The organism is uncultured Shimia sp., from assembly GCF_913054185.1.
Lineage (GTDB): Bacteria > Pseudomonadota > Alphaproteobacteria > Rhodobacterales > Rhodobacteraceae > Shimia.
On the sequence record NZ_CAJXIV010000056.1, the window covers coordinates 1 to 25,483 of the forward strand.

27 protein-coding genes are annotated in these 25,483 nt (G+C 58.8%); 11 read left to right on the forward strand and 16 right to left on the reverse strand.

The annotated features are described in order from the left end of the window. Together QZ517_RS12395 and QZ517_RS12400 are read right to left on the reverse strand one after the other, a co-directional pair. On the reverse strand, window positions 1-977 hold a 977-nt coding region (locus tag QZ517_RS12395; RefSeq protein ID WP_294227244.1), incomplete at its 3' end, for an ABC transporter substrate-binding protein. Window positions 978-1,036: 59 nt separating this feature from the next. Continuing rightward, window positions 1,037-2,323 carry an acetylornithine deacetylase/succinyl-diaminopimelate desuccinylase family protein gene (locus QZ517_RS12400; protein ID WP_294227246.1) on the reverse strand — a complete coding sequence of 429 codons (1,287 nt, stop codon included), beginning with the start codon at window positions 2,321-2,323 and terminating at the stop codon, window positions 1,037-1,039. 148 nt (window positions 2,324-2,471) lie between these two features. On the opposite strand from QZ517_RS12400, the gene QZ517_RS12405 reads away from it, so the two are divergent. From QZ517_RS12405 to ilvD, 5 genes are all read left to right on the forward strand, one after another. Beyond that, on the forward strand, window positions 2,472-3,005 hold the full coding sequence (locus QZ517_RS12405) for a PAS and helix-turn-helix domain-containing protein (RefSeq protein WP_294227248.1): 534 nt from the start codon (window positions 2,472-2,474) through the stop codon (window positions 3,003-3,005). Between the two features lie 9 nt (window positions 3,006-3,014). Next, a complete protein-coding gene (locus tag QZ517_RS12410) occupies window positions 3,015-3,806 on the forward strand; it encodes an AraC family transcriptional regulator (RefSeq protein WP_294227250.1) in 792 nt (263 codons plus the stop codon). 77 nt (window positions 3,807-3,883) lie between these two features. After that, the gene (locus tag QZ517_RS12415) at window positions 3,884-4,279 is read left to right on the forward strand and encodes a VOC family protein (RefSeq protein ID WP_294227252.1); all 396 of its coding nucleotides are present in this window, start codon (window positions 3,884-3,886) and stop codon (window positions 4,277-4,279) included. A 1-nt stretch (window position 4,280) separates the two neighbouring features. After that, window positions 4,281-4,604, forward strand: coding sequence for a DUF1801 domain-containing protein (locus QZ517_RS12420; protein ID WP_294227255.1), 324 nt, complete (start codon window positions 4,281-4,283; stop codon window positions 4,602-4,604). Window positions 4,605-4,785: 181 nt separating this feature from the next. After that, window positions 4,786-6,639, forward strand: a complete 1,854-nt coding sequence (gene ilvD / locus QZ517_RS12425; protein ID WP_294227256.1) for a dihydroxy-acid dehydratase — start codon at window positions 4,786-4,788, stop codon at window positions 6,637-6,639. A gap of 121 nt (window positions 6,640-6,760) precedes the next feature. On the opposite strand, the gene QZ517_RS12430 is transcribed toward ilvD, so the two are convergent. From QZ517_RS12430 to QZ517_RS12465, 8 genes are all read right to left on the reverse strand, one after another. Further along, entirely contained in the window at window positions 6,761-7,933 is a 1,173-nt protein-coding gene (locus tag QZ517_RS12430) for a thiolase family protein (RefSeq protein WP_294227257.1), read from the reverse strand. Then, window positions 7,914-9,419 carry an AMP-binding protein gene (locus tag QZ517_RS12435; protein WP_294227259.1) on the reverse strand — a complete coding sequence of 502 codons (1,506 nt, stop codon included), beginning with the start codon at window positions 9,417-9,419 and terminating at the stop codon, window positions 7,914-7,916. The genes QZ517_RS12430 and QZ517_RS12435 overlap by 20 nt, the downstream gene beginning before the upstream one ends. A gap of 8 nt (window positions 9,420-9,427) precedes the next feature. Then, window positions 9,428-9,988: a biotin transporter BioY gene (locus QZ517_RS12440; protein ID WP_294227261.1), complete on the reverse strand. Its 561-nt coding sequence runs from the start codon at window positions 9,986-9,988 to the stop codon at window positions 9,428-9,430. Window positions 9,989-10,078: 90 nt separating this feature from the next. Further along, window positions 10,079-10,675 (reverse strand): energy-coupling factor transporter transmembrane protein EcfT, encoded by a 597-nt coding sequence (locus QZ517_RS12445; RefSeq protein WP_294227262.1) that lies wholly within the window; start codon window positions 10,673-10,675, stop codon window positions 10,079-10,081. Continuing rightward, complete coding sequence (locus QZ517_RS12450; RefSeq protein ID WP_294227264.1) at window positions 10,675-11,349, reverse strand: ATP-binding cassette domain-containing protein; 675 nt, start codon at window positions 11,347-11,349, stop codon at window positions 10,675-10,677. The genes QZ517_RS12445 and QZ517_RS12450 overlap by 1 nt, the downstream gene beginning before the upstream one ends. A 172-nt stretch (window positions 11,350-11,521) precedes the next feature. Beyond that, complete coding sequence (locus QZ517_RS12455; protein WP_294227266.1) at window positions 11,522-11,932, reverse strand: DUF3995 domain-containing protein; 411 nt, start codon at window positions 11,930-11,932, stop codon at window positions 11,522-11,524. Window positions 11,933-12,144: 212 nt separating this feature from the next. Continuing rightward, window positions 12,145-12,369: a DUF1127 domain-containing protein gene (locus tag QZ517_RS12460; protein WP_294227268.1), complete on the reverse strand. Its 225-nt coding sequence runs from the start codon at window positions 12,367-12,369 to the stop codon at window positions 12,145-12,147. A 130-nt stretch (window positions 12,370-12,499) separates the two neighbouring features. After that, complete coding sequence (locus QZ517_RS12465; protein ID WP_294227270.1) at window positions 12,500-13,237, reverse strand: hypothetical protein; 738 nt, start codon at window positions 13,235-13,237, stop codon at window positions 12,500-12,502. 240 nt (window positions 13,238-13,477) lie between these two features. Here QZ517_RS12465 and rpe point away from each other — a divergent pair, with 240 nt between their 5' ends. Further along, window positions 13,478-14,167 carry a ribulose-phosphate 3-epimerase gene (gene rpe / locus QZ517_RS12470; RefSeq protein ID WP_164645870.1) on the forward strand — a complete coding sequence of 230 codons (690 nt, stop codon included), beginning with the start codon at window positions 13,478-13,480 and terminating at the stop codon, window positions 14,165-14,167. A gap of 22 nt (window positions 14,168-14,189) precedes the next feature. Here rpe and QZ517_RS12475 read toward each other — a convergent pair whose 3' ends face one another. Next, window positions 14,190-14,714 (reverse strand): SH3 domain-containing protein, encoded by a 525-nt coding sequence (locus QZ517_RS12475; protein WP_294227274.1) that lies wholly within the window; start codon window positions 14,712-14,714, stop codon window positions 14,190-14,192. 110 nt (window positions 14,715-14,824) lie between these two features. Between QZ517_RS12475 and QZ517_RS12480 the strand changes: the two genes are divergently transcribed. The 4 genes from QZ517_RS12480 to QZ517_RS12495 all read left to right on the forward strand — a co-directional run bounded on the left by QZ517_RS12480 (window position 14,825) and on the right by QZ517_RS12495 (window position 19,688). Next, entirely contained in the window at window positions 14,825-15,811 is a 987-nt protein-coding gene (locus tag QZ517_RS12480) for a D-glycerate dehydrogenase (RefSeq protein ID WP_294227277.1), read from the forward strand. A 6-nt stretch (window positions 15,812-15,817) separates the two neighbouring features. Then, a complete protein-coding gene (thpR, locus tag QZ517_RS12485; protein WP_294227279.1) occupies window positions 15,818-16,369 on the forward strand; it encodes an RNA 2',3'-cyclic phosphodiesterase in 552 nt (183 codons plus the stop codon). A gap of 70 nt (window positions 16,370-16,439) precedes the next feature. After that, on the forward strand, window positions 16,440-18,221 hold the full coding sequence (gene ggt, locus QZ517_RS12490) for a gamma-glutamyltransferase (protein WP_294227281.1): 1,782 nt from the start codon (window positions 16,440-16,442) through the stop codon (window positions 18,219-18,221). A 69-nt stretch (window positions 18,222-18,290) separates the two neighbouring features. Further along, window positions 18,291-19,688 carry an FAD-linked oxidase C-terminal domain-containing protein gene (locus QZ517_RS12495; RefSeq protein WP_294227283.1) on the forward strand — a complete coding sequence of 466 codons (1,398 nt, stop codon included), beginning with the start codon at window positions 18,291-18,293 and terminating at the stop codon, window positions 19,686-19,688. A 60-nt stretch (window positions 19,689-19,748) separates the two neighbouring features. On the opposite strand, the gene panB is transcribed toward QZ517_RS12495, so the two are convergent. Further along, window positions 19,749-20,558: a 3-methyl-2-oxobutanoate hydroxymethyltransferase gene (gene panB / locus QZ517_RS12500; protein ID WP_294227285.1), complete on the reverse strand. Its 810-nt coding sequence runs from the start codon at window positions 20,556-20,558 to the stop codon at window positions 19,749-19,751. Next, the gene (gene panC / locus QZ517_RS12505; protein ID WP_294227287.1) at window positions 20,555-21,397 is read right to left on the reverse strand and encodes a pantoate--beta-alanine ligase; all 843 of its coding nucleotides are present in this window, start codon (window positions 21,395-21,397) and stop codon (window positions 20,555-20,557) included. The genes panB and panC overlap by 4 nt, the downstream gene beginning before the upstream one ends. Before the next feature lie 181 nt (window positions 21,398-21,578). Between panC and QZ517_RS12510 the strand changes: the two genes are divergently transcribed. Then, window positions 21,579-24,086, forward strand: coding sequence for an FAD-dependent oxidoreductase (locus QZ517_RS12510; RefSeq protein ID WP_294227289.1), 2,508 nt, complete (start codon window positions 21,579-21,581; stop codon window positions 24,084-24,086). 51 nt (window positions 24,087-24,137) lie between these two features. On the opposite strand, the gene QZ517_RS12515 is transcribed toward QZ517_RS12510, so the two are convergent. The 3 genes from QZ517_RS12515 to QZ517_RS12525 form a co-directional block, all read right to left on the reverse strand. Continuing rightward, a complete protein-coding gene (locus tag QZ517_RS12515) occupies window positions 24,138-24,536 on the reverse strand; it encodes a hypothetical protein (protein WP_294227291.1) in 399 nt (132 codons plus the stop codon). A gap of 60 nt (window positions 24,537-24,596) precedes the next feature. Next, the gene (locus QZ517_RS12520; RefSeq protein WP_294227293.1) at window positions 24,597-24,935 is read right to left on the reverse strand and encodes a carboxymuconolactone decarboxylase family protein; all 339 of its coding nucleotides are present in this window, start codon (window positions 24,933-24,935) and stop codon (window positions 24,597-24,599) included. A gap of 98 nt (window positions 24,936-25,033) precedes the next feature. Then, on the reverse strand, window positions 25,034-25,483 hold a 450-nt coding region (locus QZ517_RS12525; protein WP_294227295.1), incomplete at its 5' end, for a DUF938 domain-containing protein.

Genomic DNA, 25,483 nt, shown 5'->3' on the forward strand with positions numbered 1-25,483 from the left:
GCCGAGTTGCCGGTCAGATCGACATAGTCCGGGTGATGTGGCGCAAAATGGGTGCCGATCGGGGTGCCGAGGCCAAACATCGCACCGTCGATGATCGCCTGACGGTCAATCGCATGGGCAATGGCTTTGCGCACTTTCACGTCATCCAGTGGCGGCATCTTGTTGTTGGTCGACAGGATGGTTTCACCTTCGGAGTTGCCAACCAAAACTTGGAAACGTGGATCAGCTTCGAACTGTGGCAATGCCTCAGGCGTTGGGAAACCGGCAAACACATCAATGTCTTCGGCCATCATCGCAGACATAGCTGCGGTTGGGTCGGAGATGAACTTGAAGGTCACATCGGTCAGCGTCGCAGGCGTGCCCCAATACGCATCGTTGCGTGTGAGCGTGATCTTGTCGCCCTGCACCCAGTTGTCAAACTTGAAGGCACCGGTGCCGATGGGCGTGGTTTTGATGTCTGCGATGCTCTCAGACGCAACGATGACTGCGTCGCCCCACGCCATATTGAACAAGAAGTCACCATTGGGGCCATCGAGTGTGACTTTTACGGTCATCGGATCGACTACAGTGACGTCAGCGATACCTTCGAAGAGGGCTTTTTGTGCGTTGGCGCTGTCCTCGGCGCGGGCGCGGTCCAACGAGAATTTCACGTCTTCGCCGTCCATGGCAGACCCGTCATGGAAGGTCACACCGTCGTTCAGCATAAAGGTGTAGGTCAGCCCGTCTTCCGAGATCTCCCAGCTTTTGGCGAGGCCTGGCGTGACAGCCCCGTCAGAGGCAAAGCGGGTGAGGCCCTCAAAAACGTTGGAATATAGCACGCTGTCGATGGCCCCGGCGGCGGCTGATGTAGGGTCTAAATGCGGTGGTTCCAGCTGCATGGCAACCGTGATGTCGGTTTGCGCAGCTTGTGCTGTCAATGTCCCGGCAATCAGAGCCGCGGCGCTGGCACTGGCTAGCTTTGACGTGAAAAATGTCATTGTGTCTCTCTCCCTTAACTGTTTGCTTTTTATTGTTATTGGGCCTTAGGCCGGGTTGTTTATTGAGGCAGAAGCAGCTGCGTCAGGCTGTGCGCCATGACCTTGGCGCTGTCGATCATATCGTCGATTCCGATGTACTCATCAGGCTTGTGGGCCATTTCCAGAATACCCGGCCCATAGGCGATACAGTTGCTGAGCTTGCCGATGCGATCAATGTGTTTTTGGTCGTAAGTGCCGGGACTTGCGACATAATCCGGAGTTTTTCCGAGAACATCTTGAATGGCGCGATCCACAGTGGTCACAACCGGGGCTTTGCGGTCTGTCATCGACGGGGCCACGTGGTTGAGCTCGCGCATGTCATAGCGAAAGTTCTCGCGATTGGTGGACAGATCATCCAGCAGAGAGCGCACTTCCCCTTCGACTTCGGCGTGGGATTCTTCATCCAGATAGCGGCGGTCGATCACGATGCGACAGCTGTCTGGCACGCAGTGGGCGGGCAGGCCGTCAAAGTCTTCTGCCTGTTCCGCTTGGCCGCCGTGGATCGAGTTGATGTTCATGGTGGAGCTGCGCGCGCCTTCGGGCACCACGGGCATGTCAGTGCGACGTGCAGCCATGGCGGGATAAAGGTCGCTTTCAAACTTGTCGATCACCGCGCCCATGTGGCGCACAGCGCAATCGCCGAGGAACGGCATGGAGCCGTGGGCAATTTCGCCAAAGGTCTCAATCTCAGCCCACCAGCCGCCGCGGTGGCCAAGGCAAATACGGTCTTTGTGCAGCGGTTCGGGGATGATCACATGTTGCACGCGCTCAGGGGCAAAGAAGCCTTTTTCTGCAAGGTAGGCCACGCCGCCGTAGCCGCCGGATTCCTCATCCGCTGTGCCGGAGATTTCAATGGCACCGTGAAAATCGGGGAATTCGGCGATGAAAGCTTCGGCGGCAATGATGGAGGCGGCAAGCCCACCCTTCATATCACAGGCACCACGACCGTAAATTTTGCCGTCGTGGATTTCAGCGCCAAAGGGATCAAAGGTCCAGCCGAGGCCGACCTCGACAACGTCGGTGTGGCTGTTGAAATGCACACATTCGCCAGGGCCTCGACCGGATTTATGGGCAACGATATTCCACCGCGGGTATTTTTCGCTGTCGCCAGGCGCGCCATGCGCGCGCACCAGTTGGGTGTCAAAGCCGTGGCGGGTGAGGCGTTTGTCGAGATAATCGCAGATATCGCGGTAATTTTCACCGGGCGGGTTGAGCGTTGGGATGCGGATCAGGTCTTGGGTCAGTTGCACCAGCTCGTCGCGCATCGACTCGATGCGGGTCATCAGGCGGTCTGTGTCGATCGGCATGTCTAAAAACCTCTTGGGCGGTACGGCGATGTTTCAGTGTGTTTTTCGACGGCACGTTATTTGGGATCGCACAGACGAAGTTGTGGTCAGAGTGGCGCGGAGTGGGCTACGGTATCAATACCGTAGGATTACGGTTGGAGGGGCGTGAATGGATTGGGATCAGCTGGCGTTTGAAGCCGCACCTGTGGGCATAGTGATGACTGAGCAGCGGGTTATTCGCGCGTGCAATCAAGGGTTTGCACACTTGGTTGGCTATGAAAAGGACGCGCTGGTGGGGCAGTCGTTTCGGCTTTTGTACGACAGCACCGAGGAATTTGAGCAGGTGCGTGACATTGGGTTGACGCCGTTGAAGCAAGATCACGCCTATAGTGATGAGCGCATGGTGCGGCGGCGGGATGGCGGCCAGGTATGGTGTCGGTTCCGGGCGCAGACGCTGACACCGGATGATCCTTTGGCACAGCTGGTGATGAGTTTTGCCGCCATTCACGACGGTCCTCCGGTGTCGCTTACGGTGCGGGAGCGGCAGGTGGTGGGCGGCTTGGGGCGCGGGTTGACCAGCAAGGAGATTGCGCGGGAGCTGGACCTGTCGCCGCGCACAATTGAGGATGTGCGGGCGCGATTGCACAAGCGATTTCAGGTGAAAAATGCCACGGAACTGTTGGCGCGGTTGACGATTGGATGAGAGGGTAGCGTGCGTCTGCCAGACGGATATCAGGAGCGGATTTACACGCCACAGCAGGCGCGCAGCGTGGAGGCGGTGTGGCGGCATGAAGAGCCGCAGGCCGGGCGCAGTTTGATCCTGCCAGATGGGCGTTGTGACGTGATTGTGCGGTACAACGCTGATCGCGCGGTGGTGCCCCGGTTGGTGGTGACCGGGCCAGCAACGCAGTCCTATTGGGTCACGTTTGAGGCTGGAGATCGGTGGATTGGTGTGCGCCTGCGGCCTGAGCGTGGGGGCGTGTTGTGGGGCGAAGACATTGGTGTGGCACAGGACCAGGTGGCGCTTGGGGAGGCGGCTGCGACGCGTGTACCAGAACTGGCGCGGGTGTGTGTGGTTGGGGCGCGCGAAGAAGCGCTGCGACAAGCACTTGTGCGGTTTGTAGAGGGAAGAGCTTTGCCGCCGGAGGGGCATCGGGTGGGCGAAAGCCTGCGGCGGATTCATCTGGCGGGCGGGCGGTTTTCGGTCAGTGAGCTGGCGGCGCGGGCGGGGTGCTCGACGCGCCATCTCAACCGGATGTTCGGCGGCACGGTGGGGCTGTCGGTGAAGGTCTACGGGTCTTTGGTGCAATTCCATCGGGCGCTGCGGTTGGTGTGTGATGCGGGAGGATCGCTGTCAGACGCGGCATTTGAGGCAGGCTATGCCGATCAGGCACATATGACGCGGGCCATGCGGCGGTTTGGTGGCTTTGTGCCATCAGACATTCCAGAGGGATTGATCCGGCCAGATGTGTCTGGGGGGCTTTGGGGGGGCCGCGCGACCTAGTGCCCCATGTCCGATTTCTTCAAGCACGTATGGTCTGGGTGGCTTAGGTCTAGGCCAACCAATGTGAGGTGTTTGTTATGAAACTTGGATACACAATTATTTATGTGAAGAATGTGCCGGAGACGGTGGCGTTTTATGAGACGGCCTTTGGTCTGACCCAGCGGTTTATGCATGAAAGCACGCTGTATGCGGAGATGGAGACCGGAGACACGGTGCTGTCGTTTTCTGCCGAAGAGGTGATTGAGCTGGATGGGCTGGCCTTTGCGCCCAATGAGAAAAGCGCCATTCCGGCAGGCTGGGAGATTTGTTTCATCACTGAGGACGTGAAGGCGGCCTTTGAGACAGCGGTGGCGGCGGGATGTGCGCCGGTCAGCAAGCCGCATGGCGTGCCTTGGGGGCAAACGATATCTTACGTGCGAGACTTAAATGGCTGTTTGGTGGAAATTGCCACGCCGATGAACTTGGGAACCTAAAATGGACGAGACGACGCAAGCTGCGATCATTGACGCATTGGAAGAGATGGTCGCGGAGGTGGCGCCGGAGCTGCATGGTCGCCACATGTATGGCGGGCAGATGTTGGAGCATGAGCCGGGTGTCGCAGCGACTGCGGTTGGGGGATACTTCGGCTACAAGAACCATGTTTCGTTTGAGTTTTCCCATGGGGTGCAGCTTTTGGACCCAAATGGTTTTCTGGAAGGTGGCGGCAAGGCGCGCCGGCATCTGAAACTGCACAGCGTTGCGGACATTGGCGCGAAAGATTGCGCCGATTTTCTTGCCCAAGCGGTGGCGCTGGGCTGATATCGTGGGGCGGGTTGCGCTCAGATCGTGCGCATCGTTCTTTGTGAAAGCTTTGCGCGCGATTTTGGGTAACATTCTTGCCGGACTCTCTTGCATTCCCCTCTGTTGAGTGGCACCCGTTCTGTCCAGACACGCAAGGGGCGCTGTGTGAGCGCCCGAGCCATCCGCAGGAGTGCAAAAGATGCCTGATCTTCGTTCCAAAACATCTACCTTTGGCCGCCGTATGGCAGCAGCCCGCGCGCTATGGCGTGCGACAGGTATGAAAACCGAGGATTTTGGCAAGCCGATTGTCGCGGTGGTCAACTCCTTCACCGAATTTGTACCAGGTCATGTGCATCTGAAAGACATGGGCCAGTTGGTGGCACGTGAGATTGAAAAAGCCGGTGGTGTGGCCAAAGAGATGAACACCATTGCGGTGGATGATGGCATTGCCATGGGTCACGACGGGATGCTGTATTCCCTGCCGTCCCGCGAAGTGATTGCCGACTCTGTGGAGTATATGGCAAATGCGCATTGCGCCGACGCGCTGGTGTGTATCTCCAACTGTGACAAGATCACGCCCGGCATGTTGATGGCGGCGATGCGTCTCAACATTCCTGCAGTCTTTGTCTCCGGTGGTCCCATGGAAGCTGGCAAAGTGATTTTGCAAGATGGCGAGCACAAGGCGGACCTCGTGACCGCGATTGTGGGTGCAACCGATGAAGACCGCTCTCAGGACGAAGTGGACAAGCTGGAACGCTCCGCCTGCCCAACCTGTGGCTCTTGCTCTGGTATGTTCACCGCCAACTCGATGAACTGTTTGGCGGAAGCGCTGGGCTTGGCATTGCCAGGCAACGGATCGCTGTTGGCGACACACTCCAAGCGTCGCGGTCTGTTTGAAGAAGCTGGACGCAAGATCGTCGAGCTGTGTGACCGCTGGTACAAAGAGGGTGACGAAACTGCGCTGCCGCGTGGCATCGCCGATTTCAAAGCCTTTGAAAACGCCATGGCGCTGGACATTGCCATGGGTGGGTCAACAAATACTGTGCTGCACCTTCTGGCAATTGCGCATGAAGGTGAGGTCAATTTCACCATGGCGGATATGGATCGCATGAGCCGTCAAATTCCGCACTTGTGTAAAGTGGCGCCATCGACGCCAGAGTATCACATGGAAGATGTGCACCGTGCTGGTGGTATCGCGCGTATTCTTGGCGAGCTGGATCGCGAAGGCAAAATCCATCGCGATTGCGCGACCGTGCACGAGCGTACCGTTGGCGAGTTCATCGACAAATGGGACGTGCGTCGTGAAAGCGCCGGCAATGAGGCACGTGACATGTTCATCGCCGCGCCGGGTGGTGTGCGTACAACAGAGGCGTTTAGCCAATCGCGCATGTACACCGATCTTGATCTGGATATCGCAGGCGGTTGTGTGCGCGACTTTGAAAATGCCTATTCGGAAGAAGGTGGGCTGTGCGTGTTGTTTGGCAATATTGCCGAGCAGGGCTGTATCCTGAAGACCGCCGGTGTGATCAAACAGATGTATGAGTTTGAGGGCACCGCAAAAGTCTTTGAATCTATGGATGACGCGATGCACGGCATTCTGCAGAATGAGGTGCAGCCGTATTCCGTGGTGGTGATCCGCTATGAAGGGCCAAAAGGTGGGCCGGGTATGCAAGAGATGTTGTATCCAACGGCGTATCTAAAATCCAAGAAACTCGACACCACCTGTGCGCTGCTGACCGATGGCCGGTTCTCTGGCGGGACGGCTGGTCTATCGATTGGTCACGCCTCGCCGGAAGCGGCGGAAAAAGGCGTGATTGGCCTGGTGGAAGATGGCGATAAGATCCGGATCTCCGTGCGCAACCGCTCGATCCATTTGGATGTGAGTGACGAGGTGCTGGCGGAACGTCGCGCCAACCACCCGCAGGCAGACAAGAAAGTTTGGAAAGCCGAAGGCCGTCCACGTGCGGTGTCCAAAGCGCTGAAAGTCTATGCGCAGCATGTGTCCAACGCGTCGCTGGGTGCGGTGCGGGTGTTGGATGAAGACGACGAATAAGTCTGTTTTCTAGTGAGAGATATAAACGGGGTCGCATGGCGGCCCCGTTTTGCGTTTTGGGGCTCTGCCCCCGGCCCCGGCAAGCCGGGACCACCCCGAGGTATTTCGGGAAAGAGAAAGCTTAGAGCGTGACGGGCGCGAAGGCCGCAGTGAGGCCTTGACCTCCGCCGATGCCGATCATGGCCATGGCGAGAGCGTTGACCGGTGCTTCTTGGCGGACCAACTGGCTGAAGAGGCGGGTCACGAGGATGGTGCCGGAGGCACCAAAGGGGTGGCCGAGGGCGATGGCGCCGCCGTCTTGGTTAGGCAGGCGCTCGTCGATGTTGAGTGCGTTGAGGCAGGCGAGGACTTGGGAGGCAAAAGCCTCGTTGAACTCGAGATGGGTAAGCTTGTCGAGTGAGAGGTTTGGCTGCCGATGCAGCAGTTTTTGGGTACTCGCGACGGGGCCGACACCGAGGATGTTGGGATCAACGCCCGCAGAGGCGCCGCCGAGATAGGCGAGGGCACGTGAATGGCCTAGGGTGCGTGCTTTGGCAGCGGTGGTGACGAGGACTGTTGCCGCACCGTCGTTGAGCGGGCAAGCGTTGCCAACGGTGACGGTGCCGTCTTTGGTGAAGGCTGGGCGGAGGCGGGCGAGGCGCTTGGCAGTCATGGCCTCGCGGACACTTTCGTCAGTGGTGTGGCCTGCGATAGGCACAATTTCGGCGTCAAATTTTCCTGCGGCGCGGGCTTTGGTTGCGCGTTGTTGCGAGCGCAGGGCAAAGGCATCTTGGCGTTCGCGAGTAATGTTGTACCGTTTGGCAACGGTGTCGGCTGCGGCGCCCATGTCGGGATCGCCGATGGCCTCGGGGGAGAAGCGGGCGCGGCTGTAGCTGTGCTCGGGCAGGTCTCCGCTGGCAGGCAAGGTACGTAGCGGTGCGCGGGATTGGCTTTCGACGCCGCCTGCGAGGTAGGTGGTGCCAGCGCCCGCCATGATCAGGTGGCAGGCCATCATCACGGCCTCAAGCCCGGAGCCGCATTGTCGATCCACGGTCACGCCGGGGATGGATGCCGGGAAGCCCGCGTGCAAGGCGGAGAGGCGGGCGATGTTGCCGCCGGGGCCTGCCGCGTTGCCGAGGATCAGATCGTCGAGTTGGTCGGGTGTAGTATTGGCGTCGTCCAGTGTGGCGCGCATAACCGGGGCGGCGAGGTCTTCCACATCCAAGCTGGCAAACATGCCACCTGCGCGGCCAATGGCGCTGCGCCTTGCGGCGATGATCACCGGTTGGCGGTCTTCAGGCAGCAGCGGGCACAAGGCGCGGGTCCTTTTTGTGCAGCCACGACATGAGGCGGCCTCGGTCGGGTTTGCCGGAGGTGGTCAGGGGCCAGTCGGTGATCCGGTAGAAATGGCGCGGCAGTTTGTAACGCGGCAGGCGGATGGAGAGTTGGGATTTGATTTCGTCCAGCGGCGTGTCGCCTTTGAGGATGGCAACCAGCTCTTGGCCGCGTGATTGGTGGGCGACGCCCAACACCGCTGCGCCGGTGATGCCGGGGATTTCTGCGAGCGCGGTTTCGATTTCTTGGGGGTAGACATTGTGGCCGGCGGTAATGACCATGCCGCCTTCGCGCCCCAAAAGGCTAAGGCTGCCGTCGTAGTTTAACTTGCCGACGTCTCCGACCGTGGCCCATGGGCCTTCGCGGCGGAAGCCGGAGTTGCGGCCGCCCCAGAGGTAGCCGTCAATGGCCAGGTCTCCCCTGACAAAGATGGTACCGGGCTCGCCTTGGGGGACCTCCTGGCCGTTTTGGCGCAGGGAGAGTTCGACGTGGGGGAAGGGGCGACCCACCGAGTGAGCGGGTGCGGAGGAGCTTTCGCGGCCATGGGTGTTGAGGCTGACAAAGCCGAGTTCGCTGGCCCCGTAATATTCGTGGATGCGGGCGCGGGGGAAGAAGGTGCGTGCCTTCTCAAGCAGGGCGGGATCGAGTTTGGCACCGGCTGTGGTGATCTCGACTATCTGATCCAGCGGTTTGTCGCGACAGAGTGCGCCAAGCAAGCTGGGCACGGCCACGATGCGTCGGGTGTGGGCCATTGTGCGGTGGGCCTCGGCCAGGTCGAACTTGGGTAAGGCGTGGAAGGCGGCGCCAAGCTCGAGGGTTTCGGCAAGTGCATAAAGTGTGATGCCGTGGGACAGCGGGCCGGGCACAAAGGTGTGGCTTTGCTCGGTCAGGGCAAAGGCCAGGCGGCTGGCATCCAGCGAGGCACGCCAGCTGTGACGGGCGCGGGCGAAAGCTTTGGGTTCAGAGGTGGTGCCGGAGGTGAAGCCCACCATGAATACGGCGCGGGGATCGGTGAAGGGGATGTCTTCGGGGGCTGTGAGGAAGGTCTCGAAGGCGTTGGTGTCGACCGTGATGGCGGGAATGCCGAGACGTTTGGCCGCTTCGATCAGGCCCGTTTGTGAAGACAGGCAAAACAGTGCGTCTGGGGGCAGTTTGGCGAGCACGCGTTGATGTAAGGCGTCGGGCCAATGTGGGTCCAGAAGGGTGACGGCATGAGGTGTGGCTAGGGCAGTGGCCAGTAGTGTGGACGCTTGTGCGTGGTTGCCGATGGAGAGGGCAAAGTTGCGGGCGCCCACCGGCAAAGGCAGATCGGGGCGGGTTTGGAGAGGGAGCGCGGCCAACGCGGCGTGCAGGCGTTTGAGCCGGTCATACAGCGCGCTGTAAGTGAGGCGCGTGTCTGAAATAGCAACCGCCAGCGCGTCGGGGCGCTGGCGTGCATGGTGATCTAATGCGTGGCGTAACGGCAAACGCGTCCTCAGAGATTGGGGTAAGCGCGGCGCAGACCGCGGGCGATGATCGTCGCCAGAACCACCTTTACCAGATCACCGGGGATATAGGCCACCATGATGGTGAGGGATTTGGACAGGCCCAGTTTGCCGATGAAAGCCATCCATGGGATGCCTGCAGCATACATGACGATGATGCCACCAAAGGCCACATAGAGGCCGGTTTTAACCGGGCTGGCAGCGGTGTCTTTTTCCATCAGGTACCCGATGATGTATGCGCAGAGCGGCCATGCCAGCAGGAAGCCTCCGGAGGTGCCGATCAACACACCAAAACCGCCGCGACCGCCGGAGAGCAGGGGCAAGCCAACGGCGACCAGAGCAATGAACAGCAGGAGCGCAAGGCCACCACGTTTGGAGCCGAGCACAGCACCGGCCAGCATCACGCCCAGCGACTGGGCGGAGATTGGAGGCAGCGCGGCACCGGCGAAGTGGATTGGCGGCATTAGGCCAAGCGCGGCGGTGAGGGCTGCGAAGAGTGCGATGTAGACGATGTCTTTGGTGGCGAGGCCACGTGGTGCGGTGGTGTCCATGGGGTCCGTCCCTTTTGGTCTTTTCGTTTGATGGACGGGTAGGAAAAAGTCCCAAGGGGTCTCAAGCCGAAGCGGCGATGTTAGCGCAACTCAGGAACGATATCCTCGGGAATCGATGGCGTCAGAAATATCGTCCGCCATCTTGATGGCGCGGATCGCCATGGGCATCGCGACGGCAATCACTGAACGTTCCAGTCCACGCACCTTTTGAGCCTCCCGTACCTCGCGGGTGATCTGCGCCAAAACAGGGATGAAACGCAGAGCGAGCGAGATTGCGAGGCTGACTTTTTCGGGGTTCACGCCGATCGGCTTGAGGTAGCGCAGACCGCGCGTCATGGTGTCGATCATGTCGCTGCTGCGGGTGGTCAGGGTGACAAGACTGGCCAGCAGGATCAGCGCAGCGAGGCGCAGGACCACATAGGCCGCCAGTTCGAGGCCTGAGAAATACCATTGCACCACAAAGAACAGCACAAAAATGATCAGCAGCGGACGGACCTGAGCAAAGGCCTGTTTTAGCGTGAGCTGCGCGATTGGGTAGAGCACAAGGATCACCAGTGTCGCGACGATTGTGACTGGCAGGCTTTGGTTGATGAACAGCAGCGTTGCACCAAACATCATCGCAAGCATTTTGGGCGCGGGCGGTAGGCGGTGCAGGATCGAGCTGCCAGGGGAATAGAGGTCCAGCATCAGGACATCAGCTTTTCGTAAGTGGGGATGACGTCTTGTGGAGCGCCGTCGGCAAAAATGCGGCCTTCGTCAATGGCAATCACGCGGTCGTAATCCGTGATCAGATCGAGATCATGGGTGACAGTGATGACCATTTGATCAAGTGCGGCAACGGCGCGGGCAATGCGACGTTTGTTGCGCAAATCCAGCAGCGTGGTGGGTTCGTCCATCACCAGGATGTCAGGGGTCATCACCAACACGCCGGAGATGGCCAACAGCTGTTTCTGGCCGCCGGACAACAGATGCGCGGGATGTTCGCGCAGGTCGCTCATCTTGTAACGCGTGAGGATTTCGTCGGTTTTGGTGGCGATGTCCTCTTTGGAAAATCCGAGGTTTTTCATACCAAAGGCGAGGTCTTCATCGACCACGGGCATGACAATCTGGTTGTCGGGGTTTTGGAAGACAAAACCCACCTTGCGGCGCACATCGCGGCCCTTTTTGCGGGTGTTGAGCCCGTGCACCAAAACTTCGCCAGTGGTTGGCAAAGCAAGGCCGTTCAGAAGGCGCGCAAATGTGGATTTGCCCGAGCCATTGGCGCCAATGATGGCAATGCGCCGCTCAGTGAGATCAAGCGAGATGGTGTTTAAGACGGTGCGCTCACCAAAGGAGACACTGACGTTTTCAAGCTTGATCATTAGGGGTCCGCCGGTTGCTGTTCGTGCGCTCTTAGCGCTTTTGCGGCGCTGGTTGAAGCGGTGGGCGTCTTCGGCGGAGATATTTTGGGAATGAGAAGCGGCTTGGATAGTGATTTTGGGAAAACTTCCCTGTGTTGACGATGGGCCGGTCCTCATGGCGGGAAAACGCCTGTCAGGTGCCCGTGAGGGTGAAGAGGAGGAAGCTTGCCCCCAGTACAAGGCAGAGAGGGCCGTAAAGGCGTTGATCCAGCGTGGCAAACGGCTCTTCGGGGACCAGTTTACGCCACGCTGCCAAATAGGCGGCGAGGCCGCGCAGGCCAAGGACCGTGGCGATCGCAACGAGAAGAGGCGTTCGCAGCGGAAAGGATGTCAGGTGGGGTAAAGCCGCGGCAAAAGAGAGTGCGACGAAGACCAGGGCGCAAGGGATGGGGCCGGGCATTCTAGTGATGCCAGGCGCGCCGACTGTGGCGCGGGCCAGCGCAGCTTCGTCGCGGATTGGCACCCAGGCGCCGATGGCCCAGAGCAGATGCAGGGCAGCGGGGACAAAAAGAAGGATGGAAATCAGGATTGCGAGCCAGGTCATGAGCGAAAGAGCCTCGAATATTGCGTTTCGTGGCGCATCGAAACGAAGACAACCACAAAAGTCGATGAGGCAAATCTGTCGCATGAGACAGGGAGTGTGCGGCCCGCAGTGAGGAGTACGCAGGTGGTGGCCACACGCCCCAATGCCGGTGCACGTGGTAGTCATCTGCAGTGGGAAGGGCGCTCATGATGGGCGCCCCCCAGTTGCACAAATTACAGGTGCATGTAGTCGCGAAAGACGTGCTGCACGATTTCGTCGCGCTTGAGGCCTTTGGCTTCCAGTTGCTCGTCGGTCATCGCGTTCAGACGGTCGACGTATTGTACGCGGCTGTTGCTTTCCATGATTGCGATCAGGGCATTGCCGATGACGCGGAAAGGGGCTGCGAGGATGTGACCCAGCGAGTGGTGTGCGGTTGTGTGTGTAGCTGTCAGTGCCATTTTGAACCTCAGTTTCAGATAAACCTTTGGTCCTCCCTTGGCGCTGAATATGGGGCAAAGCGGTTGCCGCGTGCAGCCTGTCTTTTGTCATATCTGTCCTGCGTCTGGCGCAAGGCGGGTCAGAGTTTGTTTATTTTTCAACGGCTTCAATGCGGATGTAGGTGTAGCGCTCGGCGGCTTCGTTTTTTGGGCGGGTTTCCACCAGATAAGAGAAGCCAAGTTCCGGCAAGTAATACATGGTTTCTTCATAACCATCGTCATCGTGGTAGATGCCGATGATCGGCATCATTTCATAAGAACACCCGCCAAGGGTGACTTGGGTACTGGGGCCAAAAATGTGGGTTTCCCGCGTGGTATGTGTACCTTCAAAATCTAGCGTGATCACTTCGGTGTCCCAGCGGCCGTCCGCCACGGGGATCGGCGCGTCGGCAGGTTTCAGTGGATAGGCGTGTGTGCTGCGAGATCCGGTCATCACATTGCCATCCTCCGTGTCAAACTGCTCCACCACATACAGGCCCTTCAGAAGCAAGAAGCGCGATCCGAAGTGCTCGCCATCATCCCATTCGCCTCGAATAAAGTGATCGCCGTCTCGCGTATAGGTTTCGGTGATGCCCTCCAGATCGGTGAGTCGCACGCCTGTCTCCATGTCTGCCGCAGTTGGGCATTGGGCAAAAGCAGGTGTGGCAAGAAAAGTAAGGGCAAAAAGGGCAGCGCGCATAAGGCCTCCGGTCAGAACATGAAGTACCGCTGTGCCAACGGATGTCGACTTGCCAACGGTGCGGGTACTGTGAACCGCGCGGGAGTGTTTTGCCAAGGTCTTGGAGGCGTCGAAGTTATCAAACTGTTTGATGATGATCGTAAAAAACAAGCTGTGCGCGCCATTGGTCGATGTGTGGGGTACGTCGCGGCATTTCGTGCCAAGTGCGCCCAGTGTATGTTTGCACAAGTCGCAATGTTCCGCACCCGAGCACGGCCTGTCTGTGCCCAATTGTGTTTTGGTGCGACAGAGGCCATTTTGCCGCCAGTTTCGAATCGCCTGACATCAGGTGTTTGGTGGCCTCCGAAGGTCACATTCAAAGCCGGCACAGGTCCGGAAAAGGAGCCCAACATGAGCTTTGATCGCAAAATCAAAATTGCCCCGTCCATTCTGTCCGCGGATTTTGCCAACTTTGGCCAAGAGATCCGGGCGATTGAGGATCAGGGTGCGGATTGGGTGCATGTGGATGTGATGGATGGGCATTTTGTGCCAAACCTGACGTTTGGCCCGCCTGCTGTGAAAGCGTTCCGTCCGCACGTAAAAACGTTTATGGACGTGCATCTGATGATTGCGCCGGTGGACCCGTATATTGAAGCCTATGCCGAAGCCGGTGCTGATATGATCACCGCGCATGTGGAGGCTGGCCCGCACATTCACCGCACCATTCAGGCGATCAAGGCACAGGGCGTGAAAGCTGGTGTGAGCTTGAACCCGGGCACGCCGCTTGAGAGCATCGAGCATGTGCTGGACCTCGTGGATATGGTGCTGATCATGACCGTGAACCCCGGCTTTGGTGGGCAGAAATTCATCCACTCCGGAGTCGAGAAAACCCGCCGTCTGCGTCAGATGATTGGCGATCGGGAGATCCACATTCAGATCGACGGTGGCGTAACCACAGAAACCGCGCCTTTGGTGGCGGAAGCCGGTGCTGATGTGCTGGTGGCGGGCTCTGCTGTGTTCAAAGGCGGGTCTGTGGATAAGGCAGACGTCTACGGCGAAAACATGCGCGCCATCCGGGCAGCAGCCGAAGCGGCGCAATAACACAAATCATTTTGGGGCGTGATCAGTCACGGATCTCGTTGGCCTCGACGCCCCAAAGATATTCTTTCAAAACCCAGCCTTTGTAGCCTCCAGCATTGAGGCGGCACCAGTCTGGGTTGCACTCTTCCAGCTTTGCAATCACGCCATGTTCCAGATGGGCGGCTGTGCCAACCTTTTCACCGGGACGCACGGCCAGTGGCAGCATGTCTTTCTGCACAATTACGGTGCGCACGCCCGAAAGCAGGGAGTAGTGGATCCAACCGCCCGCGCCTTCGATGTCTCGTACGCGACGCCAGTGGCCGTATTCGGCGGTGATCTGCAAAGGCATGGATTTTCGAGTAAACACCCAGTCAATGCGATGGGTGCGCGACGGGCCGCGCCGCACGTTGGCTTTGGTGGCCTTCAGGGACACGTAACGGGGCAGTGGCAGGTTGGTGACCGGACCACGCTTTTTCTCCGTCGGCGCTTCTGCCGCGGCGAAGGTTGCAAGGATCAACAGAATAGCTGCGCCCAAGCTCACGAGAGATTTTCGACCCAAGGTGACCATATTGCCTGATTTTTTCTGCTCTGATGGCGCTCGCAGGTTCTTGTGCCTGACTGACCTGTGGGGCAGTGTGGCAGCAACGCGCCGAATTGAAAAGCATTGGGAGGCCCTGCATGCCAAAGCAACGTCTGAGTGTTGTCGTTACGCGACGCTTACCGGAAGCCGTCGAAACACGACTGTCAGAACTCTTTGATGTGCGCCTGCGCCATGATGATACGCCAATGAGCCGCCAGCAGCTGGCGGATGCGATGAAAGACGCCGACGTTTTGGTGCCCACGTTGAGTGACAAAATTGACGCCAATCTGATTGCCCAATCCGGTGAACAGCTCAAACTGATCGCCAACTACGGTGCCGGTGTGGACCACATCGATGTGGCCTCTGCGCGCCAACGAGGCGTGCTGGTGTCCAACACGCCAGGCGTGTCTGCCGATGACACGGCTGACATGGCTTTGGCCCTGATTCTCGGGGTGACCCGTCGTGTCGGCGAAGGCGTGCAGCGTATGCAATCCGGTGAATGGGACGGCTGGGCGCCGACTGCGCTTTTGGGCGGTCGTGTGAGCGGCAAGCGGCTTGGTATTCTGGGCATGGGGCGTGTGGGCACGGCGGTCGCGCGGCGGGCGCAGGCCTGCGGCATGCAAATCCACTACCACAACCGCCGCCGTTTGCGCCCTGAGATTGAAGCGCAGTATGAGGCAACCTATTGGGAGAGCCTGGATCAGATGTTGGCGCGCATGGATGTGGTGTCGGTGAACTGTCCGCATACGCCGTCGACCTTCCACCTGTTGAACGCGCGTCGGTTGAAGCTGATGAAGCCGGGCTCGGTGATGATCAACACGTCGCGTGGCGAAGTGATTGACGAAAACGCTATGGTGCGCCTGCTCAAATCTGGCGAAATCGCTGGCGCGGGGCTTGATGTGTATGAGCACGGGCATGAGGTGCATCCTGATTTGTTGGGGCATCCCAATGTGGTGCTGATGCCGCATATGGGGTCGGCGACCGTGGAAGGGCGGATCGAGATGGGGGAGAAAGTCCTCATCAATATCAAGACCTTCGATGATGGGCACCGCCCGCCGGACCTTGTGGTTCCGGCGATGCTCTAAGCCATCATGCGCGCTTTCGTTGGCATTCCGTTGGACGGGCCAGAGGCGGAAGCGCTTTTGGATGTGCAAGGGCGGATTGCTGTGGGGCGCGAGGTGGTCGCGGCCAATCTGCATCTGACATTGGCATTTTTGGACGATCAACCGGTGGAAACGCTTGAGGCGCTGCACGAAGAGTTGGAGCTGGTCCGGCAGTCGCAATTTGAACTCCACCTCAAAGGCATGGACATTTTTGGTGCGCCGCGCAGTCGATCGTTTGGTTTGTTGGCGGCGCCAGACCCGGTGTTGATGGCTTTGCAGGCGGATGTAGCGCAGGCGGCGCGGCGGCTGGGCATTGGGTTGGAGAAACGTCGGTTCCGGCCACATGTGACGCTGAGCAGGTTTCGGGATGGACGGCAACCGCCGGAGCGGGTGCAGGCGGCGTTGTCGCGCGGGGCCTCACTGGAAATTGATCCCATTCTCGTGAGCGAAATCGCCTTGTATCGTTCGTCTTTGACCTCAGACGGCGCTGTCTATGAGATCCTGAGCAGCTATCCGTTGTTGGTGCAGGGGCTGTCCTGACCTAAGCTGATTTCTAAACGGTGGTCAAAACCTTGGGTTGCCGGTTGGGCATTTGGTTTGGGAGTTTGTCATGAAACGATTTTTATCAGCGGTTTCTGTTACGTGCCTGTTGGCATCCATGTCTTTGGCGCAGGAGGCAGCTGACAGCGTGGCGCCGGAAGAAGGCTCCGCCCTGGGCATGAGCGTGCCGGCGAGCTTGCAAGAAGCGTTGGCTTCCAAGACGCAGGGCGAGCCCACCAAAGCAAAAGACTGGATGGTTGCGGCAGCGCATCCTTTGGCGGTGGAGGCCGGGTCCGCAGTGTTGCGCGATGGTGGCACGGCGGCGGATGCGATGGTTGCGGTGCAGGCGGTGTTGGGGCTGGTGGAACCACAGAGTTCAGGTTTGGGCGGCGGGGCGTTCTTGGTTTGGTATGATGCCAAAAGCGGAGAGGTGACCACGCTGGATGGGCGCGAGACCGCGCCTTTGGCGGCCACGCCGCGGCTGTTTTTGGGGCGCGATGGTGAGCCACTGAAGTTTTTTGAAGCGGTTGTTGGCGGACGATCTGTGGGGGTGCCGGGCACGCCGATGTTGATGCAGGAGGCGCATCGCAAATGGGGGCGCAGCCAGTGGCCAAGCCTGTTTTTACCTGCCATTCGCCACGCGGAAATCGGCTTCCCTGTGTCGCCGCGCATGGCAGCGTCCGTCGCCCGGGATGCCGAACGGCTGGCCTCCCATCCCGTCACCGCTGGCTACTTCCTACCCGGAGGCACGCCGCTGGCGGAAGGTGAGATCCTGTTCAACATGGATTACGCCAAGAGCCTGCGCTTGATGGCAGCGCAGGGCGCGGCCCCGTTTTATACCGGCGAGATCGCGGCGGACATTGTGGATGCCGTGCAAGACGCCAACAATCCCGGCGTTCTGACTGGCGTGGATCTGGCGCTGTATCAGGTTAAAGAACGTCCGGCAGTTTGCATGGACTACCGCGCGCATGATGTCTGTGGCATGGGGCCGCCGTCATCCGGTGGTCTAACTGTGGGTCAAATTCTTGGTCTGATTCAGCCTTACGATATTGCGGAACTGGGGCCGGACAGTGCGGATGCCTGGCGGTTGATTGGGGATGCCTCGCGCCTCGCCTTTGCTGATCGGGGCCGCTACATGGCGGACAGCGATTATGTTCCGGTGCCAAGTGTGGGCTTGCTGGCGACTGACTACTTGGCAGGGCGGGCGAAATTGCTGGACGGCATCGCAGCTTTGGAAACGGTTGAGCCGGGAGCGCCGGAGTTTGACCACGCGTTGCACTATGCGGATGGCGAGAGCTTTGCGCAGCCATCCACGTCACACATCTCCATTGTCGACAGCTATGGCAATGCGTTGTCGATGACGACGACGATCGAAAACGGTTTTGGCAGTCGGGTGATGACCAACGGTTTCCTGTTGAATAATGAGCTGACCGACTTCTCGTTCCGCTCGCATCGCGACGGGGTGCCGGTGGCCAATCGGGTGGAGCCGGGCAAACGGCCGCGCTCTTCCATGGCGCCAACCATCGTGTTGAAAGATGGCAAGCCGTCTCTGGTGGTGGGCAGTCCGGGCGGCAGCCGGATCATTGGCTATGTGGCCAAGACCATCATCGCGCATGTGGATTGGGGCATGGACGTACAGCAGGCGATTGACTTGCCACATCTGGTGAACCGCTTTGGAACCTATGACATCGAGGCGGAGAGCGCCGCAATGGAGTTTGGCGAGCCGCTGACCGGCATGGGCTACAAGGTGAACGCGCGCGACCTCAATTCCGGACTACATGCGATCTCTGTTGGGCGGCGTTTGCAGGGCGGTGCGGACAACCGACGTGAGGGTCTTGCCTATGGCGAATAGCCGCGCTTGACCTTGGGATAGGCCCCGCGTAGCCATGTCTCAAATCATCATGGAGAAGGGGGAGTGCCTATGGGACTGGCAGTGGATTTGCCGCGCAATGAAGAGGGTATTGCAGCGGCCCTGGGTGTGTTGAAGCAGCAGTTTGGCGAGGCGTTTCACACCGGCCAGTCGATGCGTGAGCAGCATGGGCACACCACCACTTGGATCAAAACACAGGCGCCGGATGCGGTGATTTTTGCCAAGTCCACCCAAGAGGTGAGCGACATTGTCAAAACCTGTGCCACCCATAAGGTGCCGGTGATCGCCTATGGCACCGGTACCTCGCTTGAGGGCCATGTAAATGCGCCTGCTGGCGGCGTTTGTATTGATCTGACCGAGATGAACTCGGTTGTGGCGGTGAACGCGGAAGATCTTGATTGTGTGGTGCAACCGGGGGTGACGCGCGAGCAGTTGAATCTGGAACTGCGCGACCAAGGCCTGTTTTTCCCAATTGATCCGGGCGCCAATGCCTCATTGGGTGGCATGGCCTCAACCCGCGCCAGTGGCACCAATGCGGTGCGTTATGGCACGATGAAAGACAACATCCTGAGCCTTGAGGTGGTGGTGCCGTCTGGTGAGGTGATCCGCACCGCGAGTCGCGCCAAGAAATCCAGCGCGGGCTATGATCTGACCCGTCTGATGATTGGATCAGAAGGCACGCTGGGCATCATCACCGAGATCACGCTGAAGCTGCAGGGCATTCCGGAGGCGATGTCCTCAGCTCGCTGTTCGTTTGAAACCATCGATGCGGCCTGTCAGGCGGTGATGATGACCATTCAGTATGGCATTCCGGTGGCGCGGATTGAACTGCTGGACTCTTTGGCTGTGAAGGCGGCGAATGATTACTCAAAATTGGACCTGCCAGAGCAGCATTTGCTGCTGTTGGAGTTCCACGGCTCGGAAACCGGGGTGGCGGAGCAGGCCGAGATGTTTGGTCACATCGCCGAAGAGGTCGGCGGCACCGGGTTTGAATGGACGCAGAAGGCGGAAGACCGCAATAAGTTGTGGCAGGCGCGCCATGACATGTATTGGGCAGCGCTGGCGTTGCGCCCGGGGGCGAAGGGCATTTCCACTGATGTGTGCGTGCCCATCTCGCGGCTGGCGGAATGTGTGACTTTGGCCAAAGACAAGGCGGATGCGTTGGGGCTGATCTCCACTGTGGTGGGCCACGTGGGCGACGGTAATTTCCACATGCTGCCGCTGGTGGATATGGACAATCCTGACGAAGTGGCCGCAGCGCAGGGCTATGTCAGCTGGCTCAACGATGTGGCAATTGAGATGGGCGGCACCTGTACCGGTGAACATGGGATTGGGCAGGGCAAAAAGCCTTATCTGCGCAAAGAGCTGGGCGGTGCGGTGGACGTGATGGCCGCGATCAAAACGGCGATTGACCCGGATGGGATTATGAACCCCGGGAAGATTTTTTAAGCCCGCATTGTTCAGAGATGAAATGCAAAGCCCCGGTGCAGGACCGGGGCTTTGTTGTCTTTAGCGGTAGACTTCGTCTTCGCTTGGGAAGCTGCGGTCTTTGACATCGTCGGCGTATTGGCTCACCGCGCGTTCGATGGCGGGCCCGAGGTCGCCGTAAACTTTTACAAACTTGGGTGTCCATTCGTTCAGACCCAGCATGTCCTCAAGCACGAGGATTTGACCGTCACATTCCGCCGATGCGCCAATGCCAATGGTGGGAATGGGCACCTGTTTGGTGATCTTGGCGGCGAGTGGCTCCACCATGCCTTCGAGCACAATGGCAAAGGCCCCGGCTTCTGACACCGCTTGCGCATCTTCTTCATGGATCGCCCAAGTGTCCTCGTCTCGGCCCTGGGTTTTGAAGCCGCCCATGACGTGGCTCGATTGCGGAGTCAGGCCGATGTGGGCCATCACCGGAATGCCGCGCTCGGTCAGGAACCGGATGGTTTCCGCCATACGCTTGCCACCCTCTAGCTTCACCGCGCCGCAGCCGGTTTCTTTCATGATCTTGGCGGCGTTGCGGAAGGCCACAGCAGGGCTTTCTTCGTAGGTGCCAAACGGCATGTCGACCACGACCAACGCCTTTTGGGTGCCGCGCACAACAGCTTTGCCATGCATGATCATCAGATCCAGTGACACACCCACGGTGCTTTCCATGCCGTGCATGACCATGCCGAGGCTGTCGCCCACCAGAATGAAGTCGGCGTATTTGTCGACAATCGCAGCGGTGTGCGCGTGGTAGCTGGTGAGGCTGACGATCGGCTCTCCACCTTTGCGGTTGGCAATCTGTGGCACGGTGGTGCGGCGGATGGGGGTCTGTGTGCTCATGGTGTGACAACCCTTTGGTCAATCAGAAGAATGTCGCCAAAGGCAACGGAGATCATGATGGCGGTGGGGCCGGTGAGTGCCCCCTCAATGACATTGAGCGTTTCTGCTGCGACGATGTCCAGTCCGGTGAGAGTGGCGCGTGGCTCAGTGGCGATGGTGTCGGCAATGACTGTGTGCAGGTCAGCGACTGTTGCACCGGCGGTAGACATTTCAGCAGCGGCAAGGGCTTTCGAGAGCACAAGCGCGGCTTGGCGATCCTCTGAGGAAAGCCGTACGTTGCGAGATGACATGGCCAGACCATCCGCCTCGCGCACAGTTGGCGCTCCGATGATGGTCACAGGCATGTGCAGATCTGCAACCATGCGCCTGATGACCTGAAGCTGCTGATAGTCCTTTTCGCCAAACACTGCGACGTCGGGTTGAACGATGTTGAAAAGCCGGGCAACCACGGTGGTTACGCCTCGGAAATGGCCCGGGCGGACTTTACCATGCAGCATATTGGCAAGGCGGGTGGTTTCCACAATGGTTTCGTCGCCCATCGGATACATAGTTGTCACATCAGGTAAAAAGACCACGGCCACGCCCGCTTCGCGTAACATGTCCAAATCGCGTTCTTCGTTGCGTGGATAGGCATCCAGATCGGCACTTTCGCCAAACTGGGTCGGGTTCACAAAAATCGACACAACCACATGGTCGGCTTCTGCTTTGGCGGTGTCCACAAGCGACATGTGACCCGCGTGTAGAAAGCCCATGGTGGGCACCATCGCGACGGTTTTGTCGGTGGCGCGAAGCTCTTTGACTGCGGCGCGGCAGTCTGAAATCGAGCGGCAAATACGCATTCTTGCCTGTCTCCCTTCAAGGTGGTTGTGGGGTGTAATGCCCCCGCTGCGATGCAGCAAGGCTTTTTGCGCCTACGTCGCGTCGCAATTGTGCAATCAAACGTCGGCTGGACCGTGCGTAAAATCGCCAATCCAGTACAGTTTGCGCAAAAGACCTATGCTCAGGGGAGTCGCCTGTCTCATGAAAACCAACGTAAAAGCCCTTGTTGTTGGCGGCGGTGCCGTTGGCACCTCGATTGCCTATCACCTTGCCAAAGCGGGCTGGGATGATGTGATGCTGATTGAGCGCGATGAGCTGACATCTGGCTCAACCTGGCACGCGGCGGGGCTCTTGCCGCTGTTCAACATGTCATATGCGACCACCCACATTCACCAGTACTCCGTAGATTTCTACAAACAGCTGGAAGAAGAGACCGGCTTGAATGCCGGGTTTGCTGTGGTTGGCAACCTGCGCATGGCGCAGACGCAGGAGCGCATGGATGAGTTTATGCTTTACGCGTCGACGGCGGAAACCTGCGGCGTGGCCTATGAGTGGTTGACCCCGGATGAGATCAAAAGCCGTTGGCCACTCATTCGTACCGACGACCTAAAAGGCGCGATTTATCACACTGAGGACGGCTATATTAACCCGGCGGATGTGACCATGGCGATGGCCAAAGGTGCACGTCAACGGGGCGTGGAAATTGTGCGCAAGATGCAGGCGGATTCGTTCCACTGGACCGGCACCCACTGGGAAGTCAGCTGCACCAAGATGGTGGAAAAAGGCGGCAACCTGGTTGAGAGCGACGAGAAGGTTGTGATCACCGCAGAGCATGTGGTGACCGCGTCTGGCAACCACGCGCAGCGCACGGCGAAGATGCTGGGTATCAAAATGCCTGCGATCCCTGTCGAGCACACCTTCATTGTGATGGATCAAGACCCGGAGCTGGTGAAATGGCGGGAAGCCGGCAATCCTGAGCATCCTGTGGTGCGCGATGCGGATTCTGAATCTTATGCACGTGAGGAGCGTGGTGGCTGGATTTTGGGCATTTATGAGCACGGGGCCCCAGCGCGGTTTGAGCACGGGGTGCCAGACAGCTTCCGCGCCGATCTGTTCCCGCTCGATCTGGACCGGATTGCGGAACAGTATATGGCGATGACAGAGCGGGTGCCGTCCTGTGCTGAGTCTGGCCTGAAAGACGATTTCAACGGGCCAATTTGTTACACGCCGGATGGCAACCCGCTGGTAGGTCCAGCGCCAGGACTGCGCAACATGTGGCTGGCGGAGGGCTTCTCGTTTGGCATCACCGCCGCGGGGGGCACCGGTTACTACTTGGCGCAAATGATGGTGGATGGTGAAGCCGAGATCGACATGGCGAGCCTTGATCCCAAACGTTATAGCAGCAACTGGATGACCACTGAATTTGCCGCGCGCAAAAACGAAGAGTGCTATGAGCACGTCTACATCCTGCACCACCCAGATGAGGAGCGCCCAGCGGCGCGCCCATTGCGCACGTCACCAGCGTTTGACCGTCAGAAAGCCAAAGGTGCGCAGTTTGGCTGGGTCAACGGATGGGAACGCCCAAACTATTACGGTCCGCTCGATGCGCCATCCAACTTTGACGAGGAAGCGCGCAGCTTCCGCCGCGGTGGTTGGTGGCAACATGCTGTCGATGAGGCCAAGGCGATCCGCGAAAATGTCGGCCTGATCGACGCAACCGCCTTTACCAAACATGTGGTCAAAGGCCCCGGCGCAACCCAGTTCCTCGACTGGTTCACCTGTAACAAGCTGCCCAAAGTCGGCCGCATCAACCTGACCTATGCGCTGACAGCGGCGGGCACCACACGCACCGAATACACCATCGTGCGCAATGGCGAGGACAACTATTACCTCGTCTCGGCAGGGGCTTGGACCGAATATGACGCGGATTTCCTGCGCAAGGCGGCCGAGGACAAGATGGCGGAATTTGGCTACATCGAAATCCAAGACGTGACCACTCAGTGGGGCGTGTTTGCGATTGCCGGACCAAAATCGCGGGATGTGCTGAAGAAGGTCATCAGCGATGCCGAACCTGAGACTGCGCTGTCCAACAAGCGATTCCCATGGCTGTCGGCCCGTCAGATCGAGCTCGGCATGTGCCCGGTGAATGCGATTCGTGTGGCCTATACTGGCGAGCTTGGTTGGGAGCTGCATCATCCGATCGAGATGCAGAACTACCTGTGGGATCTGCTGACTGAGGCAGGTGCGGAGTTTGACATGAAGCTGGTGGGCGCACGCGCACAGAACTGGCTGCGTCAGGAGAAAAGCTACCGCGCATTTGGCACCGAGTTGGGCCGCGATGCGACACCAGCCGAGGCAGACCTGCCGCGCTTTATCGACCTGTCCAAAGAGTTCCACGGCAAGGCTGAAATGGAAGCGCTGGGCGTGCGGGTGAAGTGCTGCACCTTGCTGATCGACGGGCCGGAAGATGCGGACCCATGGGGTCGCGAAGTGCTTTATACGCCGGAAGGTGAACGCGTCGGGCGTTTGACATCCGGTGGATACTCGGTGGCGTTTGAGAAGAGCATTGGTATGGGCTACGTGAAGCCGGAGCTGGCCGTGGAAGGCACTAAGCTCAAAGTGAAAATGCTGGACCAGTTGTGGGATGCGACGGTGACCTGTGACAGCCCGTATGATCCAAAAAACGAGACCATCCGCCAAAATGGGTAAGTCTCTCAGATCAAAAGAAAACGCCCCGCCAATGTGCGGGGCGTTTTGCGTTTAGTATTCGCCTTTGGTGATCACGCCATCTTTGTTGGTGTCGACCCGCTCAAACCATGTGCGCAGGGCGGTTTCCATTTCCGAACGAGTGACCGAGCCGTCGAGGTTCAGATCGGTGTTCTCTCGACCCAATCCCGAGACTGCACGCAGCAGTAGGGACGAGGCGTCTTTGCCTGCGGCCTCTGTGCGCGCTTTGTCGAAGGCGGTGTACTCCTCGGTGTTGAGTTCTCCGTCGCCGTCTGTGTCAAAAGTTTCAAAAATACTGATGCGCAGCTCTTCCACGTCAGTCCACGCAATTGTGCCGCCCGAGCCAAAGCTCCAGCTGGAGATGTCAGAGGCCTGCGCGGTGAAGGCAGAAGTGCAGGCCAGAAGGGAGGCCAAAGCAAGGGTGCGTCGCATGGTGGGTCCAATGTGTTGCGGATCAATTGAACCCAACCATAAGTGGCATAAGGGAGAGTGTCAGCCCGCAGAAAGCTCTTCAAAACACTCCTGTGCTTTTGCCGCATACATCATCGCTGGGCCACCGCCCATTTGAATGGCCATGGCCAGCACATCAGCCACTTCTTCTTTGGTGGCGCCTGCGCGTACCAACGCGTCGCAGTGCAGGGAAATGCAAGGTTCACAGCGGCTCACGACAGCCATGCCAAGCGCGACAAACTCTTTGGTTTTGATGTCTAACACGCCGCCTTCTTTTACGGATTTACTCAATCCACCAAAGGCGCGGGCGGTGTCGGGGATGGCTTTGTTCAGGCCGCGCAGTTGCGTGCGGGTTTCAGAAATTTTGTCAGTCCAGCTCATGGGGATCTCCTATTTTCACGCGGATCATATTCCATTGAGGGAATGTGAATTTGATTTCGATCAGGTGGCGCAGAAAAAAGGGATGTGACGTGGCGTTGTTAAGTGGGCGCCCGCCAGGTCAGGAGCAGATTGTTGGCTGGCATCTCAACAGTTTCAGTTGGTATTAGGCCGCAGGATGCTCCAAAATCTCGAATGGCGCTGTCGGATTTATATCCGAGTTCAGGATCTTGCGCACGTAGGCTGGCATCAAATTCAATGTCGCCGTCGCTAACCAAATCCCCATCGCGTGAGAATGGGCCATAGATTGCCAGGCATCCTCCGGGTGCCAATGCATGTGCGGCCTCCGAAAGCAGTACTTCAGCTTCTGTTTGGCTGATCAGATGCAGCAGATTGCTGAGCAAGATCAGTTCAACCGGTCCGGTTCGGATGCCCCAACCGGGGGTGGTTGCGTCGAGAAGAATGGGTGTCTGGATGTTGGGCAGGGCCGCCTCGGTCAGGTAAGCGGAAATGCTGTTAATCCGATCTTGCGCTATTTCCGTGGGCTGCCA

Coding starts and splice junctions, on each gene's coding strand:
- QZ517_RS12400 (WP_294227246.1), bottom strand. CDS start 2,323: ATGCCGATCGACACAGACCGCCTGATGACCCGCATCGAGTCGATGCGC.
- QZ517_RS12405 (WP_294227248.1), top strand. CDS start 2,472: ATGGATTGGGATCAGCTGGCGTTTGAAGCCGCACCTGTGGGCATAGTG.
- QZ517_RS12415 (WP_294227252.1), top strand. CDS start 3,884: ATGAAACTTGGATACACAATTATTTATGTGAAGAATGTGCCGGAGACG.
- QZ517_RS12420 (WP_294227255.1), top strand. CDS start 4,281: ATGGACGAGACGACGCAAGCTGCGATCATTGACGCATTGGAAGAGATG.
- ilvD (WP_294227256.1), top strand. CDS start 4,786: ATGCCTGATCTTCGTTCCAAAACATCTACCTTTGGCCGCCGTATGGCA.
- QZ517_RS12440 (WP_294227261.1), bottom strand. CDS start 9,988: ATGGACACCACCGCACCACGTGGCCTCGCCACCAAAGACATCGTCTAC.
- QZ517_RS12445 (WP_294227262.1), bottom strand. CDS start 10,675: ATGCTGGACCTCTATTCCCCTGGCAGCTCGATCCTGCACCGCCTACCG.
- QZ517_RS12450 (WP_294227264.1), bottom strand. CDS start 11,349: ATGATCAAGCTTGAAAACGTCAGTGTCTCCTTTGGTGAGCGCACCGTC.
- QZ517_RS12455 (WP_294227266.1), bottom strand. CDS start 11,932: ATGACCTGGCTCGCAATCCTGATTTCCATCCTTCTTTTTGTCCCCGCT.
- QZ517_RS12460 (WP_294227268.1), bottom strand. CDS start 12,369: ATGGCACTGACAGCTACACACACAACCGCACACCACTCGCTGGGTCAC.
- rpe (WP_164645870.1), top strand. CDS start 13,478: ATGAGCTTTGATCGCAAAATCAAAATTGCCCCGTCCATTCTGTCCGCG.
- QZ517_RS12475 (WP_294227274.1), bottom strand. CDS start 14,714: ATGGTCACCTTGGGTCGAAAATCTCTCGTGAGCTTGGGCGCAGCTATT.
- QZ517_RS12480 (WP_294227277.1), top strand. CDS start 14,825: ATGCCAAAGCAACGTCTGAGTGTTGTCGTTACGCGACGCTTACCGGAA.
- thpR (WP_294227279.1), top strand. CDS start 15,818: ATGCGCGCTTTCGTTGGCATTCCGTTGGACGGGCCAGAGGCGGAAGCG.
- ggt (WP_294227281.1), top strand. CDS start 16,440: ATGAAACGATTTTTATCAGCGGTTTCTGTTACGTGCCTGTTGGCATCC.
- QZ517_RS12495 (WP_294227283.1), top strand. CDS start 18,291: ATGGGACTGGCAGTGGATTTGCCGCGCAATGAAGAGGGTATTGCAGCG.
- panB (WP_294227285.1), bottom strand. CDS start 20,558: ATGAGCACACAGACCCCCATCCGCCGCACCACCGTGCCACAGATTGCC.
- panC (WP_294227287.1), bottom strand. CDS start 21,397: ATGCGTATTTGCCGCTCGATTTCAGACTGCCGCGCCGCAGTCAAAGAG.
- QZ517_RS12510 (WP_294227289.1), top strand. CDS start 21,579: ATGAAAACCAACGTAAAAGCCCTTGTTGTTGGCGGCGGTGCCGTTGGC.
- QZ517_RS12515 (WP_294227291.1), bottom strand. CDS start 24,536: ATGCGACGCACCCTTGCTTTGGCCTCCCTTCTGGCCTGCACTTCTGCC.
- QZ517_RS12520 (WP_294227293.1), bottom strand. CDS start 24,935: ATGAGCTGGACTGACAAAATTTCTGAAACCCGCACGCAACTGCGCGGC.